Consider the following 18,042-nt stretch of genomic DNA (forward strand, 5'->3'; position numbering starts at 1 on the left):
GGATTAAAAAAGGCGAAGCACTTGGAATAATGATAGGCCGTTCTTTTGCGTCGCACCATGTCTTATATAAGACATATAAGCTATATTTTTTCCTTTTTATTCAAATAGTTAATTTTAATTTGTCATGATATGAAATCGCTTTTCGCAAAATGAACTGTTCGGTATGGTGCGCCGCCAAGCAATTTTCTACGATATGAGATCTGGTTTTCGCAATGTGGAATATGCTCACTTGGGCAGCACGGGCATCACGCCATCCTGGTGCTCGCCTTCCTCGACGTTACCGAAATGGACGTTGAGGTCCTTGGCCGGGCGGAAGTTCGCCAGGCGCACTTGGTAGGTGAGCGCGTTGATCTTCTTGAACGTGCCGGGGAAGCACAGGCTGACCAATTCATCCGGCTTGCGCTTGATGATGTTGAGGGTGAAATCCTCGATCCCGTTCTTCCAGGTGTTTCCCGTCTTGAGGATGTAGGACACGTTATGGGTATTGACGTAGCCATTGCTGCGCGCCGCGACCTTGGCACGGGCATTCAGGTAGCCCTGGTCGGTGCAATAGGTCGCCGCGAAGCCGTCGTACATGGCCGTCGCACCGGGGCCGCCTTCGAAAAAGGGGCGGTAGTCGTGGTGAACGCGCACGATCTTATTGGCCGGGAATTTCTGGTGCCAGACGTAATTGACTTCCACCGTCCAGGTCGGGTCCCGGCTCTCCTCATCCAGCAGGCCCAGCTTGATCAACTGCCTGGCTTGCTGCTCGGTGAAGGCAGCGACCTTGCCGGAGGTTTCTGCAAACGCTGGCGTGTAGGCGATCTCTTTGTTGCTGAAACCGAGTTTCTTCAGCTGCGCGGTGACGTCCTCGCCTTCGGGCGAGCGGGCCACCAGCCTGCTCTGGAAGGTAACAGGTTTGCCGTCAACGCGGATGGAAAATCCGTCCGGCTGGCCATAATACGTGTCACTGCCCTGCATTGCGGCAGGGTAGGGCGGCAGGGGAAACACAATGGTTTCCTCGACATCGTTAGCCGACTCATTCAGGAATTCGTAGTCGACGCTGATCAGGTCATGGCTGATGTTCAGCACTTCCTTTTTCATCGCAATGGCGTCGGTTTTGCCGAACACAATGCCGCCAACGCTGACCGAGGCAATGCCGTCGTTGGCCAGGACCGTCGCTGGAATCGTGCATGCCGCAAAGGCGAACTGGAAGATTCTTTTCATGGATTAATTACCTATTGGAAACTCAGAGAAGTGCGGCATATTATATTGATAACGCGCGGTGGGGCGTACGCAACACCGGCCAACCGCTTCGATTGCCGTACGGCATTTGTGTTACATCTCTGTGGTAATCTGTTTGCACTTGCCGCGCTCGCGGCCTTCGGTCCCCGACCGTATCGTTTCCCCTTCCTCGCCCCCGAAGGTCCGTTTTTCACATAGATCAAGGGAAATCATGATTTCTCTCTTTGCCAGGACACGCACAATACTGGCCCGGCTTGGCCTGCCCGCCGCAGTTTTTGTGGGCGGGGTGCTGGCGTCAGCTTACCTGTATGTCGCAACCGTCCAGCATAGCCAGGAGGAGCAGCTCGCTGACTTGCAGGAAAGCGCCAGGTATTACGAGGCACTGTTGCGACATCGACTGGGGCAGTACATGGACGCTAGCCGTTCGATGGGTGCGTTCTTCAGTGCATCGGGCCGCGTCGACCCGGAAGAGTTTGAGAAGTACATGGCAGCCAGCCGCTTGTTCGAACGGCTGGAAGGCAGCAGTTCCTTCGGTTACCTGCCGCGGGTGGAGGCTTCCCAGCTTCAGCGCTTCGAGGCCGAGACGGCGCAGACGTTTGCCGGCTTCCGCGTTTCCAGTCCGCGCTACGGTGCCGATGCTTTTTATCCCCTGCTGTATGGCCAACATGCGACGGATGCAAATCGCGCAGACCGCTTGCGCGGCTTTGACTTCTCGTCGGTCCCGGACCGTTGGCAAGCGATGCGCGAAGCGGATATGCGCGATGCACCGGTGGCCAGCAGCCGCCATTCGGCTCTGCAGCATGCCGGAAGGGCCCAGGTTGTCATGCTGTTTACGCCTGTCCGGGGCGCGCGCGCCGGAACGAGCGCGAAGCCTGGCGCCGACCTGAAGGGATTCGTCTTTTCATCCATGTACGTCGATCGCCTGTTCCAGGGTTTCGACCATGGACGCCTTGCCCAGCTCTTCGACCTCGAGGTGTTTGAAGACCGCGTGGCCGAGAGCACGGTGTTGTTCGACGCCGACCAGGTGCCGCACGTGCTGCAGCCTGAATCGGCCCACGTGCTGGCACACCGGGTGGAATTGCAGTTTGCAAACCGCAATTGGTTGATCTTTTTCTATGCCAAAAAGGCTGTGCTCAACCCGAAAGCGACGCAGGCGGGGGCGCAAATGTTTGCCATCGGCCTGCTGCTCTCCCTGGTCGCCAGCTATGTCGCGGCTGCGTGGCCGCGTTACCTGGTGCGCAAGCGCGCGAGGCGCGACTTCAGCGAACGCTTCGCCGGCTTTTTCGAAGGCCATCCTTTCGCCGTGTATGCGCTGGACACCGAACGGCGCATCATCCACGCGAACCAGCAGCTGGCGCGAGAACTCGGCGTGAGCCGCGAAGCCCTGGTCGGGGCCTCTGTGGACAGCTTCATCGTGGACGAAAGCCGCGCAGTCGCGGCAAGGCGTTTCGAGGAAGTCCTTGCCGGCAACGCCGTGGCCTATACCAGCCGGGTCGTTGCGCCCGATGGCCGCAGCTCGGACATGTCGATCGTGCTGATACCGATGAGTGCAGGCGGCACCTTGACCCATGTACTGGGCTTTGCAGAAAACATCACTGAGCGCAAACAGGCGGAACTGGCCCTGCACGAGTCGCGCCAGATGCTGCGCCACATCATCGACAATATTCCACAGAGCGTATTCTGGAAGGACCTCGACAGCGTCTTCCTTGGCGGGAACCGGTCCTTGCTCGAGGATGCCGGCCTGGACAACGTGGACGAGCTGGTTGGCAAGACCGATGCCGACTTGCGCTGGAAGGACCAGGCCGAGCACTTCAGGCAGGTGGACCTCGACGTGATGCGCTCCGGCCTGCCACGCCTGAAAATGCAGGCAACCGATCATCGTCGCGACGGCTCGCCGTGCTGGATCGAAACCAGCAAGATCCCGCTCAAGGACGAGCAGGGCAAAGTGGTCGGGGTGCTGGCAGTGACCGAGGACATCACCGCGCGCAAATACATGGAGCAGGAGTTGTTCCGTCGCGCGAATTACGACATCTTGACCGGCCTGCCGAACCGGGGCTTTTTCGATAGCCACCTGGGCGAGGCTGTCAAGCGGGCACAGCGGCAACCAGGGCTGGCGCTGATGTACTTCGACATTGATCGTTTCAAGCACATCAACGACAACTATGGACACGATGTCGGGGACGAGGTGATCCGTATGTTTGCCAGCCGCACGCGTGCGGTGCTGCGCGAGTCGGACTTTATCGCTCGTCTTGGCGGTGACGAATTCGTGCTCGTGATCGAAGGCCTGGCCGAAAGGGAAGATGCCGCCGTGATTGCGGAAAAGCTGGTTCTTGCAATGGTGCCGCCGTTCCTTTTGCCTGGCGCGCAACTGCAGGTGAGTACCAGCATCGGCGTGGCCTATTACGAAGCCGGCATGGCGGCCGAAACCTTGGTCAAGGCCGCCGACCAGGCCATGTACCAGGCCAAGCGCGCCGGCAGGAATTGCTTCCGGCAGGCAGAAGCCCAGCGTGCCTGAGACGCGCCAGGAAGTGGCGCTCAGGGGCGCGCAAGCCGAGGTCGGCAAGTTGCAGCGCAATAGGACGGGGAACGGTAACGCCGCCTTATGGCATTTGGCGCTACATTGACCGGGTCCCGCGCCAAGCGGATTCTTGATGAAGGAGCCCGGCCATGACTATCAAAGGACGTTGCCACTGTGGCGCCGTTGCGTTCGAGATCGATGGCGAAATTCCCGCCCAGCTCACACGCTGCACCTGTTCGTTTTGCGCCAAGCGCGGCGCTTTGCTCGCCTATTTTTCGCCTGACCAGTTCCAGCTGGTGCCGGCGCCGTCGGGCGATAGCGCCTACCGCTGGAAAACCAGGGCGGTAGCGCACCATTTCTGCCCCTTGTGTGGCTGCGCGACCTTTTCCGATTCACCAGCCTTCGAGATGGATGGCAGTTGGGATGGCCATACCCGCCGCATAGGTGTCAATGCGCGCCTGTTCGACGATTTCGACGCCGCCACGGCCGACGTCACGGTGATCGACGGCAAGCACTTATGGTGATGCGCGGGCGGCCGACTTAAAAAAATCATCACGGCAAGTTCCGGTTATATAATTTATAACCTTTATGTTTATATAGGATCTACCCAGAGTGAAGCTACTTACCGCCATCATGCTCAGCGCAGGGATCCTGTCGCCAGCGTTCGCCGCTGCGCCAGCCATCCCCGTCAAACCTGCCGCAAGCAAGGCTGCCGCAGTCGAGGTCACCTCGGTCGAGGGGATTACCGAATACCGCCTGGCCAACGGCCTGCGCGTGCTGCTGTTCCCCGACGCGAGCAAGCCGACCCTGACCACCAACATCGTCTACATGGTGGGTTCGCGCCACGAGAACTATGGCGAGACCGGCATGGCGCACTTGCTGGAACACCTGCTGTTCAAGCCGACCGCCAACTTCGGCATCAAGAAAGGCAGCAAGACTCCGGTGGAAGTGCTGAACCAGACCGGTGGCCGCTTCAACGGCACGACCTGGTACGACCGCACCAATTACTTCTCGACCTTCCCGGCCAACGACGACAACCTCAAGCTGATGCTGGAGCTGGAAGCCGACCGCATGGTCAACTCGCCGATCAGCCAGGACGACCTGTGGAACAACAAGACCCAGAAAGGGGAGATGACGGTCGTACGTAACGAATTCGAACGCGGTGAAAGCGATCCGTTCCGCGTCACGCTCGAGCGCACCATGTCGGTCGCCTTCGACTGGCACAACTACGGCAAGTCGACCATCGGCGCCCGTTCCGACATCGAAGGCGTGAACATCGAGCGCCTGCGCGCGTTCTACCAGCGCTACTACCAGCCCGACAACGCGATCCTGATGGTGGCCGGCCGCTTCGACGAAGCCAAGGTGCTGGCCCAGATCAACGAACTGTTCGGCAAGATCCCCAAGCCAAGCCGCGTGCTGGCCCCGACCTATACCGCCGAACCGACGCAGGACGGCGAGCGTGCGGTCACCATACGCCGTAGCGGCGGCACCCAGATCGTGGCTGCCGGCTACCACGTTGCCCCGGCCAGCCATCCGGATGCGGCGGCCCTGCAGGTGCTGGGCCGCATCCTGTCCGAGGCCCCAAGCGGTCGCCTGCACAAGACCCTGGTGGATGCCAAGCTGGCGTCGTCCGTGATGGATCTCGACTTCAACCAGATGGAACCGGGCTACCACCTGTTTGCTGCCGTGGTGCCGAAGGACGGCCAGACCATGGCGGTGGAAGAGGCGATGCTGAAAGCGCTGGAAGACATCAAGTCCAATCCGGTCACCGAAGCTGAAGTGGAGCGCGCCAAAGCCTCGATCGCCAAGGACATCGACCAGACTGTCAACGACACTGCCCGCTTTACCATCGCCCTGACCTCGGCGCAAGCGGCGGGCGACTGGCGCCTGTTCCACCAGCGGCGCGACCAGGTTGAGAAAATCGACGTGGCGGCCGTGCAGGCCGCGGCACTGAAATACCTGAAACCTGCAAACCGTACGCTGGCACGCTTCATCCCGACTGACGCTGCCGACCGTACCGAGGTGCCGAAGACGCCGGACGTCGCCGCACTGGTCAAGGACTACAAGGGCCGCGCGGCAATCGCACAGGGCGAAGTGTTCGATCCCAGCCCCGACAATATTGAAAAACGCACCCAGCGTTCGGTGCTGGCCAACGGCATGAAGCTGGCGCTGCTGCCAAAGAGCACCAAGGGCAACACCGTCAGCGCGTCGCTGCAACTGCGCATGGGAACGGCCGAGAACCTGATGGGCAAGGCCGTCATCGGTGACCTGGCCGCCTCGTTGCTGTTGAGCGGTACCGAGCGCCTGTCGCGCCAGGAAGTCAAGGATGCCCTCGACAAGTTGAAGGCAAATGTGAACGTCAACGGCGGCGCCGAAGGCGTGACTGTCAACGTGACCACCACGCGCGACAAGCTGGCGGCAGTACTGGACCTGCTGGGTGAATCGCTGGTCAAGCCGGCATTCACGGCAAAGGACTTCTCCGAGCGCCAGCGCGAGATGATCTCCGGTACCGAACAGCAAATGACCGAGCCGCAACCATTGGCCGGCAACGCCATGCAACGCCTGACCAATACTTTCCCGGCGGGCCACGTGCGCTACACCATGACCTTGCCGGAGCAGCTGGCGGAACAAAAAGCCGCGACCCTGGAGCAAGTCAAAGCCTTCCACAAAGCCTACTACGGCGCGGGCAACGCGAGCCTGTCCGTGGTGGGTGATTTCGACGCCGCTGCCGTGCAGGCGCAGGCTGCCAAGCTGTTCGGCAACTGGAAGGCGGAGCAGCCCTACGTCCGCATCGCCAGCGAACTGAAACAGGTGGCGGGCCAGAGCATTTCGCTGGAGACACCGGACAAGGCCAACTCGGTCCTGTTCGCGATCCAGCCGGTGCCGATGAAAGACGACGCTGCAGCCTACCCGGCCCTGTTGATGGGTAACTACATGCTCGGCGGCGGCGCCCTGCGCAGCCGCCTGGCCGACCGCATCCGCCAGAAGGAAGGCCTGTCCTATGGGGTGGGCTCGCAACTGTCCGTGCCGGCACGCGATCCGGCCGGCTTGTGGCTGGCCTTCGCGATCAGCGCTCCGCAAAACACCGTCAAGGTGGAGGCCGCGCTGCGTGAAGAGCTGAACAAGGCGCTCAAGGAAGGCTTCACGGAAACCGAACTGGCCGACGCCAAGAAAGCCTGGCTGCAATCGCAGCAAGTGGGCCGTACCGGTGACGCGGGCCTGGCTGGCCGCCTGGCCAACTACCTGAGCTTCGACCGCACCATGGCCTTCGAAAAGGACCTGGAAGCCAAAGTCAGCGCGCTGACCGTGGCCCAGGTCAACGAAGCACTGCGTGCGAACCTGAAGCCGGAAGCCGTGTCGGTCATCAAAGCCGGTGACTTTGCCAAGGCAGCGGCGGGCGCGGCTGGTGTAACGCCAGCCTCCAAGCCGTAAGTGATGCCACCCCCGCCGCGCTGCGCGGCGGGGCTTCCGTCAAGCGCTGAGCAGCGCTTCCAGCTTGTCAAAGGACCCGCTCCATCCCTGCGTCATGCTGGCACGGTGTTCAAGGAAGGCTGCCAATTCTGCCGCCGTGGCTTTGCCTTCCACTTCCCACGTCACGGTAACCCTGGTGCGCTCAGGGGTTTCGGCAGCGAATTGCACCGTGGTGCGCATGGTTTCCGGCCATACCGGCGCCATCGGGTGGCGTGCGATCTTCTCGTTCTCGTCGCAGAATTGCTGGGTGTAGACCAGCAGGTTGGGGCGGCGGATTTCCTTGTAATGGGCGCGGCCATACATGGTGATGGCCGCATTGCTCATGCAGTAAAGCGACTCGCCTCCGGTGCGGATGTCTGCGCGCAGGAAGCGCATTTCCATGCCGGTTGGCGGAAGCCAGCGGGCCAGGTGCTCTGGCCTGGTCCACATGTCGAATACAGTCTCCAGTGGCGCTTCGAAGCTGCGATTGATGACGAACTTGTCTTCGTCCGCCAGGCGCTTGCCCAGGTATTCCGCCAGCCGGTCCCAGGTCGAATCGCCGTTGGCGTGCCTGATGAACTGGCGGGTCTGGGCGGCGGCTTCCGCATCGGCCAGGGCCATGGTCATGTCCATGCGGGTCCTGCCATCGACCTCGGCGAACAGCACCGTGACGCGGAACAGCGGCGGCGTGTCGTCCGTGGCGCCGTGGTCGTAGACCAGCTTGTGCAGCGGCTCCACCACATGGTAGGTGGTCTTGTTCGGGAAATCGGTACCGTCCGGGCCGTGCATGGTGTAGCGCCACGTGCCGCCGACGCGCAAGTCCTTGCTGTGCGTGGTCAGCGTAAAGCCGCGCGGCCCCCACCATTGCGCGACCTGGGCCGGATCGGTCCACGCATCCCATACCGCCTGCACCGGCGCGTCATAGGTGCGGATAATGCGAATCTCATTCGGGGCGCTGAATTCAGCCATTTTCGTCTCCTTTAGGTGGGTTTTTTGCGGTAACGGTTTTCAGGTAGGCATCGAGGCGGTCGAAACTCTCTTCCCAGAACACGCGGTATGGCTCCATCCAGTCGGCGGCATCCTTCAGGCCATCGCCATTGATTTTGCAGGAGCGCCACTGCGCCTTGCGCGTCTTGGTAATGAGGCCGGCTTTTTCCAGTACCTGCAAATGCTTGGTAATGGCGGGCAAGCTCATCTCGTCCAGGAAGGGCTGGGCCAGGTCGGAAACGTTGGCCTCACCCTGCGACAGCCGCGCCAGCATGGCACGCCGTGTCGGGTCTGCCAGGGCAGAAAAAGTTTGGCTGAGCGCGTCTTGCATCGAATTTCACCAATCATTTAATTAACCGATTGGTTTAATATAAGTCGGAGAACGGGCGCCGTCAAGAAAGAAAAACGCCGATCGCGAGGATCGGCGTTTTCAAGGAGCGTTCAGCTTACTTGCGAGGCTTGCGGCGCGAAACGGCGATTCCCGCCAAGCCCAGGGATAGCAGCAGCATGCTGGCTGGCTCTGGCACGTCATTCGGTGTCGTGGTGTTGGTGAAGGAGAAGCTCAGGTCATTGAACTCGAACGGACCGTTGTCCAAGTCTTCGAAGCTCACCAGCGTGGTGTTGGGAAGCCAGTTGCCCTGGACGCGCGCATGCAGCGCGCCGTCAGGATTGCGGCTGGCCAGGCCCGTGAAAAAATCCGTGTTGGTATTGTTGACGTGCAAACGGAAGACGAGTTCGCTACCCGTGGCAAAGCTGCCCAGGTTCACAGTCGCGCCAACGGCGGAGCCGTGATTGTTGAACAGGAAAATGTCATTGCCGGCGATGCCGTCGTCGGTAAAGAGGTAGAGGTCGTTGCTGTAAGAAGCGGAATTGCCTTCGTACCGTGCAATGATGTTGGCAGTATTGCCGACCAGCACAGGATTTCCCTCGTTACCGGAAGCTGCAATCGGGAAGGCAAAGGCGGAAAGTGGGGCAATCAGTGCGATGGCAGCCAGGAGCTGGCGAACAGGTTTCATATTGAGTCCAAAAAGTTAAAAAAGACTCAACAGGCTTAGCACATATCATGCCATAACAACAACGTTACCGTTTTCACTTGTAGTTACAAGCGGTCACGATTTGTTTTACTCATCAAATTCGTTGCTTTACAGTTAATGTGTAAAGTATTCCGACATCTTCGCCCACGCTCGCAGACCGGGGCGATCCGCGAGTGATGGGCGAATGCCGATTCACATCAGAAGTAGTAGTTGCCCGAAATGCCAACGTGGTTGGCTTTCACTTCAACTTTGTTGTAGCGGTTCTTGACTTCAAATTTCTCATTCACGTAACGCAGTTTGATGCTGATGTGCGGCGTGAACAGGTACTCCCCTTCCACCACGGCGCTCAGGGTGTTGTCGAACTTCACGTCCTCGATTTCGGCCGCGCCGCTGCCGCTCAGCTTGGCGCCCGTGACGTAGCGCAGGCCGGTGCCAATCTTCCATTGCGGGTCGATATGGTAGAAAGCCAGGGCTTCGATCGGGAAGCGGTTGAAGTGCAGGTCGCCGTTGCGCGCAGACTGGTTATCCACGTGGAAGTTGACGCTGGTTTGCGCCGAAAACTGCTCATTGATGCGGAAGTCCAGGCCGCCGGTGAAATAGACGCCGGAGCCGGCACGGATGCTGGCGGTATCGCCATTGGTGTACTCGGCAGTGGCCAGTTTGTCGCCGCCAGCGCTGGCGCCGAGGCCGACGAAGGGACGCACGGTTTGAGCCGGGGCAGCAGCGTCCTGGGCGTAGGAGGAGGAGGCGATTGCCAGTGCGGCGAGGGCGAATACAGCTTGTTTCATGCTAAAGATCTCTTGTTTTGAAAGTGTGGGAAAAGGCATTACCCAGGGGTACTGAGGTAGCTTGCCATCCGGCATATCGGTCATATTATTTGCCGGGAGGAAAGTAAGCGCGAGATAGTATCATGTTGATACCTTTGGAAAATGCGCTAATTCTCACAAAGTCAAAAGGCGGGCGCACAAAACGAAAACGCCGACCACTAGGGTCGGCGTTTTCACTTTTTATTCTTGGTGGCCCGGGGCGGAATCGAACCACCGACACAAGGATTTTCAGTCCTCTGCTCTACCAACTGAGCTACCAGGCCAAGAGGCAGCATTATAGCAGGGAATCCTTGGTTTGCAATAGCCTTTTTCCATTGAGGGAAAGCTATAATGCGCGGATGAACAAGCCCACGCATCACCATGTGCAGACCGCGGTCTGCATCGTCGGCAATGGCGCCATAGCCAAGACGGCAGCCCTTGCGTTTGCCCAGTCCGGATTGAGCGTAACTGTGCTTGGCCCACCCCCGGCGCCGATGCGCCCGGACGAGGCGAGCTGGGACGTCCGCGTGTTCGCCCTCAACCATACTGCCCACCGCCTGCTCGATTCGCTGAAAGTATGGGGAGCGATGGATCAGTCGCGCATCGCCCCGGTCGACGCCATGCTGGTCAATGGCGACGGCAGCAAGGCCGGCGCGCTGAACTTCGATGCCTACGGCGCCCACACCGGCACCCTGTGCTGGATCGTGGAAGACCGCAACCTGAACCAGGCCCTGGATGCAGCGCTGCGTTTCGCGCAGAACGTGCATTTCGTGCAAGGCAAGGCCGTCGCGCTGAAGCATGACGAGCAGGGCGCCGTGATCACCCTGGACGATGGTTCCCACCTTGGCGCTTCGCTGGTGGTTGGCGCCGACGGCGCCCAGTCCTGGGTGCGCGGCCAGTGCGATATCGGCCTGGATTACCGTCCTTATAACCAGAGCGGCGTGGTGTCCAACTTTGCCTGCGAATTGCCGCATCACGGTGTCGCACACCAGTGGTTCACCGGCGAGCAGGGCATTGTCGCCTTGCTGCCGCTGCCGGGCAGGCAGGTCTCGCTGGTATGGTCGGCGCCGGACATGCTGGCCGATTCCCTGTGCCGCGAAGGTGCTACAGCGCTGGCCGAAAGGCTGGCTGCTTTTGCGCAAGAGAAGCTGGGCAAGCTGACCCCGCTGCAGCCGGAAGTCGTCAAGGCCTTCCCTTTGCGCTTGATGCGCCCCCATGCGATGGTGGCGCCGCGCGTGGCCCTGGTGGGGGACGCCGCCCACGTGGTGCACCCGCTGGCCGGGCATGGCATGAACCTGGGCTTCGGCGACGTGCAGGAACTGGTCAAGGCCGTGGCGGAGCGGGAAGAACATCGCTCCATCGGCGATGACCGCGTGCTGGCGCGTTATGCCCGCGCACGCAAGGAAGAAGTGAGCCTGATGCTGGCCACCACGGATGGCCTGGAGCGCCTGTTCGGCACCGATCTCGAACCGGTGCGCGCAGTGCGCAATTTCGGGCTAAACTTGCTGGATAAATTGCCGGGCGTAAAGCGCCGGCTGATTTCACATGCCCTCGGAAAGCTGTAAAGCGGAGAACTTAATGAATAAGAGTAAGCTGGTATTGGCATTGGCTTCGGTCATGCTGATGTCCTGTGCGGATGCGCAGAACGCAAAAGAAGAAGCGCAACTGCGCAAAGCCCTGGCCGAGCGCCTGAACGGCGTCAAGATCGACTCCGTCAAGAAGTCTCCGATCCCTGGGATGTACGAAGTCGCCATCGGCAATGAGGTGCGCTACGCGGACCCGAGCGGCCGCTACCTGGTGGAAGGGCATATCCTTGACCTGCAGACCCGGACCGACCTGACCCAGGCCCGCATCGATGACCTGAACAAGATCAAGTTCGACGACCTGCCGTTCGAACTGGCGCTGAAGACCGTCAAGGGCAACGGCAAGCGCGTGATGGCGATCTTCGAAGACCCGAACTGCGGCTATTGCAAGCGCTTCCGCCAGACGACGCTGGCCAATATGGACAATGTGACCGTCTACACCTTCCTGTACAACATCCTGTCGCCGGATTCGTTTGCCAAATCGCAGAACATCTGGTGCTCGGCCGACCGCAACAAGGCATGGGATGACTGGATGTTGAACGGCAAGGCCGCGCCGGTTGCGCCGAACGGCTGCACCGCGCCGAACGACAAGGTACTGGCCCTGGGCCAGAAAATGAGCATCAATGGCACGCCTGCGATCTTCTTCGCCGACGGCAGCCGCATTGCAGGAGCAGTTGACCAGCGTACGCTGGAAGCAAAGTTCGCCACCATCAAGTAAAAATGCGGGCTCGGGTCCGGCAACCGGACCCGAGCCCGGAGATACCTTAACTAGGGAGCTGGCATGGTCACATTGAACATCAACGGGCGCGACGTACAAGTCGACGCCGACCCTTCTACGCCTATCCTGTGGGCCTTGCGCGACAACCTCAATATGACCGGCACCAAGTTCGGCTGCGGCATGGCGATGTGCGGTGCGTGCACAGTGCATCTGGAAGGCCAGGCAATCCGCTCCTGCGTGACGCCGATTTCGGCGGCGGTGGGCCAGAAGATCACCACCATTGAAGCCATGTCTGCCGACAAGGTGGGCAAGGCGGTGCAGGATGCCTGGGTCAAGCACGATGTACCGCAATGTGGCTACTGCCAGAGCGGCCAGGTGATGAGCGCAACGGCCCTGCTGCGCACCAACAAGGCGCCGACTGACAGCGATATCGACAATGCCATGTCGGGCAATATCTGCCGCTGTGGCACCTATCAACGGATCCGCGCCGCCATCAAGGACGCCGCGAAATCCATCGCTTAAGGGAGGCGGCCATGCGCAAAGAATGGTTCATGGCAGCTCAAGCGGACGGTGCGGCTCCTGAAGGGGTGTCGCGCCGTACTTTCCTCAAGGCCGGCAGTGGCCTGATCCTCGGCTTCTACGTGGCCAGCAACGGCGGGCGTTTCGCCCGGGCGCTGGCCGCCGACGCGCCGGCCAAGCCGCCGGTGGCGCCCAATGCCTTCCTGCATATCGCACCGGATAATACCGTCAGCATCCTGGTCAACCGGCTCGAATTCGGCCAGGGCGTGCATACGGCGCTGCCGATGCTGATCGCCGAGGAGCTGGATGCGGACTGGTCGCAGGTGCGCTCTTCGCTGGCGCCAGCCGGCGACCCCTATAAAGACCCCAACTTCGGCATCCAGATGACGGGCGGTTCCACCGCCGTCAAGCATTCCTGGCAGCAGCACCGTGAAATCGGCGCCCGTGCGCGCGCCATGCTGGTTGCCGCGGCGGCCGAGCAGTGGAAAGTGCCAGTTTCGCAGGTACGCGCGTCGAAAGGCTTGCTGACCGGACCATCCGGCCAGAGCGCGACGTATGGCGCGATGGCCGATGCGGCGATGAAGCAGCCGGTGCCGACCGAAGTCAAGCTGAAAGACCAGAAGGACTTCACCATCATCGGCAAGCCGACGCCGCGCCTGGATGCGCGCGCGAAGTCGACCGGCACGCAGCAATTTGGCATGGACTTCAAGCCGGAAGGCACCAAGGTTGTGGTGGTGGCGCGTCCGCCTGTCTTTGGGGGCAAGGTGAAGAAGTTCGATGCGGCCAAGGCCAAGGCCATTCCGGGCGTGATCGACGTGATCAAGGTCGATACCGACCGTGGCGGCAGCGGCCTGGCCGTGGTGGCGAATGGCTACTGGCCGGCCAGGCAGGGGCGCGAGGCCCTGGTGGTCGAATGGGATACCGAGGGCCTGGAAAAAGTCAGCAGCAAGAAGCAGCTGGCCGAGTACAAGGCCCTGGCGAAGAAGGCCGGAATGCCGGTGAAGAAGGCCGATATTGCGGCCATCGCCAAGGCGCCGAAAAAGATCAGCGCGACCTATGAATTCCCTTACCTGGCGCACGCGCCGATGGAGCCTTTGAACTGCGTGGTCGACCTGAAGGGCGACTCCTGCACCATCTGGGCTGGCAGCCAGTTCCAGACGCTGGACGCGGTGGCAGCGGCCAAGGCGGCCGGCCTGACGCCGGACAAGGTCACGTTGAACACCATGATGGCCGGCGGCGGTTTCGGCCGCCGCGCGGTGCCGACTTCCGACTACATCGTGGAAGCCGTGAACGTGGCCAAGGCTTGGGGCAAGGGTCCGGTCAAGCTGATCTGGAGCCGCGAGGACGATATCAAGGGCGGCTACTACCGTCCTTCGCATGTGCACCAAGCCGATATCGGCTTCGACGCCAAGGGCAATATCGTGGGCTGGAATCATGTGATCGTTGGCCAGTCCATCATTACCGGCACGCCGTTCGAGCCGATGATGGTCAAGGATGGCGTGGACGCGACGATGGTCGAGGGCATGGGCGATCCGTACTCGGTGCCGATGAACCTGAGCGTGCATAACGTGAAGGCCAATGTGCCGGTGCTGTGGTGGCGCTCCGTGGGCTCGACCCACACCGCCTTCGTGATGGAGACGCTGATTGACGAAGCGGCGCATGTCGCCAAAATGGACCCGGTGGAGTATCGCCGCAAGCTGATCGATCCCAAGCATGCGCGCCAGTTGGCGGCGCTGAACCTGGCGGTCGAGAAGTCGGGCTACGGCAAGACCAAATTGCCGAAAGGCCAGGCCTGGGGCGTGGCGCTGCATGAATCGTTCGAAACCTCGGTGGCCTACGTCGTGGTGGCGTCCATCAGGAATGGCCAGCCCAAGGTGCACAAGGTGACCGCAGGCGTGCATTGCAACCTGCCGGTGAACCCGATGACCATCGAAGCGCAGGTGCAGGGTGCTGCGCTGATGGGACTGGGCACCACCTTGCCTGGCGCGGCGATCACGCTGAAGGATGGCGTGGTCGAGCAGTCGAATTTCAGCGACTACACGGTGGCGCGCATGACGGACATGCCGGCGGTGGAAGTGTTCACCGTCGCATCGACCGACAATCCTACCGGCATGGGCGAACCGGGCTTGCCGCCGCTGGCGCCGGCGCTGGCCAACGCAGTGTTCAAGCTGACCGGCAAACGCGTACGCAAGCTGCCGTTCGACCTGGCCAAGGCGTAAGGCAGGCATAGCACGTGGCCGCTTCCGCCCCCGCCCGCGCGTCCGCCGCTGTTGCGGACGCAGGCGCCGTTGCAGGCATCTTGCTGGCTGCAGGCCGCGGTAGCCGTTTTGATCCGACCGGCGAGCGCTATAAGCTGCTGCAGGCGCTGCCGAATGGCGAGCCGGTCGTCGTGGCCAGTGCCCGCGCCTTGCAGGCCGCGGTGCCGCGCGTAATAGCGGTAGTTCGCGCGGAAGACGCGGCCACGGCCAATCTTTTACGCGGCCTTGGCTGCGAAGTTGCCGTTTGCGAAAACGCGGGCGAGGGCATGGCCGCCTCGCTGGCATGCGGCGTGCGGCGCGCGCAGGACGCCGGGGGCTGGCTGATTGCGCTGGCCGACATGCCTTATGTGCAGCCGGCCACGATGGCGGCGCTGGCGGATGCCGTGACAACCGCAACGACGATCGCAGCGCCGGTGCACGATGGCCAACGCGGCAACCCGGTTGCCTTCGGCCGCGTCCACCTGCATGCCTTGCTGGCGCTGGCCGGAGACCAGGGCGCCCGCAGCATCTTGAAGAACAACCCGGTTAACGAACTAATGGTGGACGATCCCGGCATCTTGCAGGACATCGACACGCCATCCGACATCCAATGAAAAACAAAAAAATCAGCTACACCATCGCCGCCAAAGACCCGGCAACCCATATGTTCCAGGTCACGATGACCATTGAAGCGCCGGCGGCGGAAGGCCAGGTCCTGGTGCTGCCAGCTTGGATCCCCGGCAGCTACATGATCCGCGAATTCTCGCGCAACATCGTGCAGATCCGCGCCGAGGCAGGCGGCCAGCCGGTCGAACTGTCGAAGCTGGACAAACACTCGTGGCAAGCCGAGCCCTGCAAGGGCAAGCTTACCGTGCATTACGAAGTCTATGCCTGGGACCTTTCGGTGCGCGCCGCCCACCTTGACCAAACGCACGGCTTCTTCAACGGCACCAGCGTGTTCCTGCGCGCCCTTGGTCAGGAAGGCGAGCCGCACGTGGTCGACATCCAGCGGCCTGCCCATGAAGCAGCGTCCAAATGGCGGGTTGCCACCGCATTGAAGGAATTGAAAGCCAGGCGCTACGGCTTTGGCACTTACGTCGCGCAGGACTACGACGAATTGATCGACAGCCCGGTGGAAATGGGCACGTTCGAGATGGCCAGCTTCAAGGCGCTGGGCGTGCAGCACGACGTGGTGTTCACCGGACGCGTGCCAAACCTCGACATTGCCCGCGTTTGCGCCGACCTGAAGCAGATCTGCGAGACGCAGATCGCCTTCTTCGAGCCACGCACGAAGAAGGCGCCGATGGACCGCTACGTGTTCATGACGATGGTGGTGGGCGACGGCTACGGCGGCCTGGAACACCGCGCCTCCACGGCGCTGTTCTGCTCCCGTGCCGACTTGCCCACCACAGCGCAGAAAGGCAAGGAGCCGAGCGAAGGCTATATGAAGTTCCTGGGCCTGTGCAGCCACGAATACTTCCACACCTGGAACGTCAAGCGCATCAAGCCGGCGGTGTTTGCTCCTTACAATTACCAGGCAGAGAACTACACTCCGCTGCTCTGGCTGTTCGAAGGGTTTACCAGCTACTACGACGACCTGTTGCTGGTGCGTGCCGGCCTGCTGTCGGAAGAAGGCTACTTCAAGATGCTGGGCAAGACTGTCGGCGCCGTGCTGCGCGGCAGCGGCCGCACCAAGCAAAGCGTGGCCGATTCCAGCTTCGACGCCTGGGGCAAGTACTACCGCCAGGACGAGAACTCGCCGAATGCCATCGTCAGCTACTACGCCAAGGGCTCGCTGATCGGCCTGGGCCTGGACCTGACCATTCGTGCCAAGACTAATGGCAAGCGCTCGCTGGACGACATCATGCGCGCGCTGTGGCAGAAGTTCGGCCGGGATTTCTACAACGGCAAGCCGCGCGGCGTGACGCCGGAAGAAGTGGAAGCGCTGTTCGACAACGTGGCTGGCTTCAAGCTGAAGACTTTCTTCGACAAATACATCCGCGGCACCGAAGACGTGCCGCTGGCCAAGCTGCTGTCTCAATTCGGCGTGGGCTACAAGGACGAACGCAAGTCGTCCAAGCCTGGCCTGGACGTCAACCTCGGCCGCGAAGGCGCCGACTGCAAGCTGAGTGCCGTGCATGATGGCGGCGCCGCGCAGAAGGCCGGCCTGTCGGCCAACGACCTGCTGGTGGCCATCGACGGCCTGCGCGTCAGCGGAAACCCGTCCAACGTGGATGGCCTGCTGTCGCGCTACAAGGTCGGCGAAACCGTGCAGGTGCATGCCTTCCGCCGCGACGAGCTGATGGCCTTCGACGTGGTGCTGCAAGGCGATCGCGTGCCGGGCATCACCATCGCCGTGGAGCAGCAGAAAACCAGCCTGCGCCGCCCGACCGCCTGATGGCGCCGTGAAGTTCGCGCTGGATCCGTTCACCATCCTGTTCACCACCACGCTGGCCTGCGCGTGCTGGCGGTAGGCATGGTATTCCATGCTTGCGAGCTTCCGGCGCGAGGTCGCCGGCGTTGGGCACTGGGCCTGCGGGCTGCTTTGCATGGTTGGCGCAGGTGGGCTGTTCCTGTCGCGCGGCATGCTGCCCGACGAAGCGGTACTGCCTGCGGCCAATACCTTCCTGATGTGGGGCATCGGCTTGTCGATGGGTGGGGACGCGGCGCTTTTTTGGCGAGCCGCCGGGATGGACGATATTCCACGCGGCGTGGCGGCCATGTTAATCAGCGGCCAGGCGGCGGACCCAGTCGCAATTGCAGGAATGTTAACAGCCGGGATTTCCAAATTGCACAATCAGCATCGGTATTGCCAGCCAGCAAACTTTGGGTGAGTCCCTTGACAGCTTGTCGTCGCGCGCCGACGCCGCCCTGTACCGCGCCAAGGCAAACGGGCGCAACCGTACTGAAATCGCGGCCCCTACACCTTTGGCGGCCTGACTGTCGCCACGTTGGCGGCTGTCGTT

At 61.4% G+C, this 18,042-nt stretch carries 16 protein-coding genes and 1 tRNA gene; 11 read left to right on the forward strand and 6 right to left on the reverse strand.

Annotated features, from left to right (window positions below; all coding sequences use genetic code 11):
- Positions 1-225: 225 nt before the first annotated feature.
- A complete protein-coding gene (locus ACN9MU_RS05965) occupies positions 226-1,206 on the reverse strand; it encodes a DUF4424 family protein (protein ID WP_426336964.1) in 981 nt (326 codons plus the stop codon).
- 229 nt (positions 1,207-1,435) lie between these two features.
- Between ACN9MU_RS05965 and ACN9MU_RS05970 the strand changes: the two genes are divergently transcribed.
- The 3 genes from ACN9MU_RS05970 to ACN9MU_RS05980 all read left to right on the forward strand — a co-directional run bounded on the left by ACN9MU_RS05970 (position 1,436) and on the right by ACN9MU_RS05980 (position 7,174).
- Positions 1,436-3,739: a diguanylate cyclase domain-containing protein gene (locus ACN9MU_RS05970; protein ID WP_426336965.1), complete on the forward strand. Its 2,304-nt coding sequence runs from the start codon at positions 1,436-1,438 to the stop codon at positions 3,737-3,739.
- Positions 3,740-3,891: 152 nt separating this feature from the next.
- On the forward strand, positions 3,892-4,266 hold the full coding sequence (locus ACN9MU_RS05975) for a GFA family protein (protein ID WP_426168399.1): 375 nt from the start codon (positions 3,892-3,894) through the stop codon (positions 4,264-4,266).
- An 88-nt stretch (positions 4,267-4,354) separates the two neighbouring features.
- The gene (locus tag ACN9MU_RS05980; protein WP_426336966.1) at positions 4,355-7,174 is read left to right on the forward strand and encodes a M16 family metallopeptidase; all 2,820 of its coding nucleotides are present in this window, start codon (positions 4,355-4,357) and stop codon (positions 7,172-7,174) included.
- 39 nt (positions 7,175-7,213) lie between these two features.
- Here the strand turns inward: ACN9MU_RS05980 and ACN9MU_RS05985 are convergent, their stop codons facing one another.
- From ACN9MU_RS05985 to ACN9MU_RS06005, 5 genes are all read right to left on the reverse strand, one after another.
- Positions 7,214-8,161, reverse strand: coding sequence for an SRPBCC family protein (locus tag ACN9MU_RS05985; RefSeq protein ID WP_426321108.1), 948 nt, complete (start codon positions 8,159-8,161; stop codon positions 7,214-7,216).
- Positions 8,154-8,510 (reverse strand): ArsR/SmtB family transcription factor, encoded by a 357-nt coding sequence (locus ACN9MU_RS05990; protein WP_426168406.1) that lies wholly within the window; start codon positions 8,508-8,510, stop codon positions 8,154-8,156. The genes ACN9MU_RS05985 and ACN9MU_RS05990 overlap by 8 nt, the downstream gene beginning before the upstream one ends.
- Before the next feature lie 115 nt (positions 8,511-8,625).
- Positions 8,626-9,195: a PEP-CTERM sorting domain-containing protein gene (locus ACN9MU_RS05995; RefSeq protein WP_426344295.1), complete on the reverse strand. Its 570-nt coding sequence runs from the start codon at positions 9,193-9,195 to the stop codon at positions 8,626-8,628.
- A gap of 215 nt (positions 9,196-9,410) precedes the next feature.
- Positions 9,411-10,001, reverse strand: coding sequence for an outer membrane beta-barrel protein (locus ACN9MU_RS06000; RefSeq protein WP_426321111.1), 591 nt, complete (start codon positions 9,999-10,001; stop codon positions 9,411-9,413).
- A 226-nt stretch (positions 10,002-10,227) separates the two neighbouring features.
- A tRNA-Phe gene (locus tag ACN9MU_RS06005) sits at positions 10,228-10,303 on the reverse strand.
- A 75-nt stretch (positions 10,304-10,378) separates the two neighbouring features.
- On the opposite strand from ACN9MU_RS06005, the gene ACN9MU_RS06010 reads away from it, so the two are divergent.
- The 8 genes from ACN9MU_RS06010 to ACN9MU_RS06045 all read left to right on the forward strand — a co-directional run bounded on the left by ACN9MU_RS06010 (position 10,379) and on the right by ACN9MU_RS06045 (position 18,016).
- Complete coding sequence (locus ACN9MU_RS06010; protein ID WP_426336968.1) at positions 10,379-11,584, forward strand: UbiH/UbiF family hydroxylase; 1,206 nt, start codon at positions 10,379-10,381, stop codon at positions 11,582-11,584.
- A gap of 13 nt (positions 11,585-11,597) precedes the next feature.
- Positions 11,598-12,320, forward strand: a complete 723-nt coding sequence (locus ACN9MU_RS06015; protein ID WP_426168415.1) for a DsbC family protein — start codon at positions 11,598-11,600, stop codon at positions 12,318-12,320.
- A 63-nt stretch (positions 12,321-12,383) separates the two neighbouring features.
- The gene (locus ACN9MU_RS06020) at positions 12,384-12,842 is read left to right on the forward strand and encodes a (2Fe-2S)-binding protein (RefSeq protein ID WP_426168417.1); all 459 of its coding nucleotides are present in this window, start codon (positions 12,384-12,386) and stop codon (positions 12,840-12,842) included.
- Between the two features lie 11 nt (positions 12,843-12,853).
- Positions 12,854-15,058, forward strand: a complete 2,205-nt coding sequence (locus ACN9MU_RS06025) for a xanthine dehydrogenase family protein molybdopterin-binding subunit (protein WP_426344296.1) — start codon at positions 12,854-12,856, stop codon at positions 15,056-15,058.
- A gap of 14 nt (positions 15,059-15,072) precedes the next feature.
- Positions 15,073-15,690 (forward strand): nucleotidyltransferase family protein, encoded by a 618-nt coding sequence (locus ACN9MU_RS06030; RefSeq protein ID WP_426168421.1) that lies wholly within the window; start codon positions 15,073-15,075, stop codon positions 15,688-15,690.
- Entirely contained in the window at positions 15,687-17,474 is a 1,788-nt protein-coding gene (locus tag ACN9MU_RS06035) for a M61 family metallopeptidase (protein WP_426344297.1), read from the forward strand. The genes ACN9MU_RS06030 and ACN9MU_RS06035 overlap by 4 nt, the downstream gene beginning before the upstream one ends.
- 88 nt (positions 17,475-17,562) lie before the next feature.
- Positions 17,563-17,910 (forward strand): hypothetical protein, encoded by a 348-nt coding sequence (locus ACN9MU_RS06040; RefSeq protein ID WP_426344298.1) that lies wholly within the window; start codon positions 17,563-17,565, stop codon positions 17,908-17,910.
- Positions 17,903-18,016, forward strand: a complete 114-nt coding sequence (locus tag ACN9MU_RS06045) for a hypothetical protein (protein WP_426344299.1) — start codon at positions 17,903-17,905, stop codon at positions 18,014-18,016. The genes ACN9MU_RS06040 and ACN9MU_RS06045 overlap by 8 nt, the downstream gene beginning before the upstream one ends.
- The last annotated feature ends 26 nt before the right edge of the window (positions 18,017-18,042 follow it).

The sequence above is a fragment of the Pseudoduganella sp. R-32 genome (genome assembly GCF_049913245.1).
GTDB lineage: Bacteria > Pseudomonadota > Gammaproteobacteria > Burkholderiales > Burkholderiaceae_D > Rugamonas.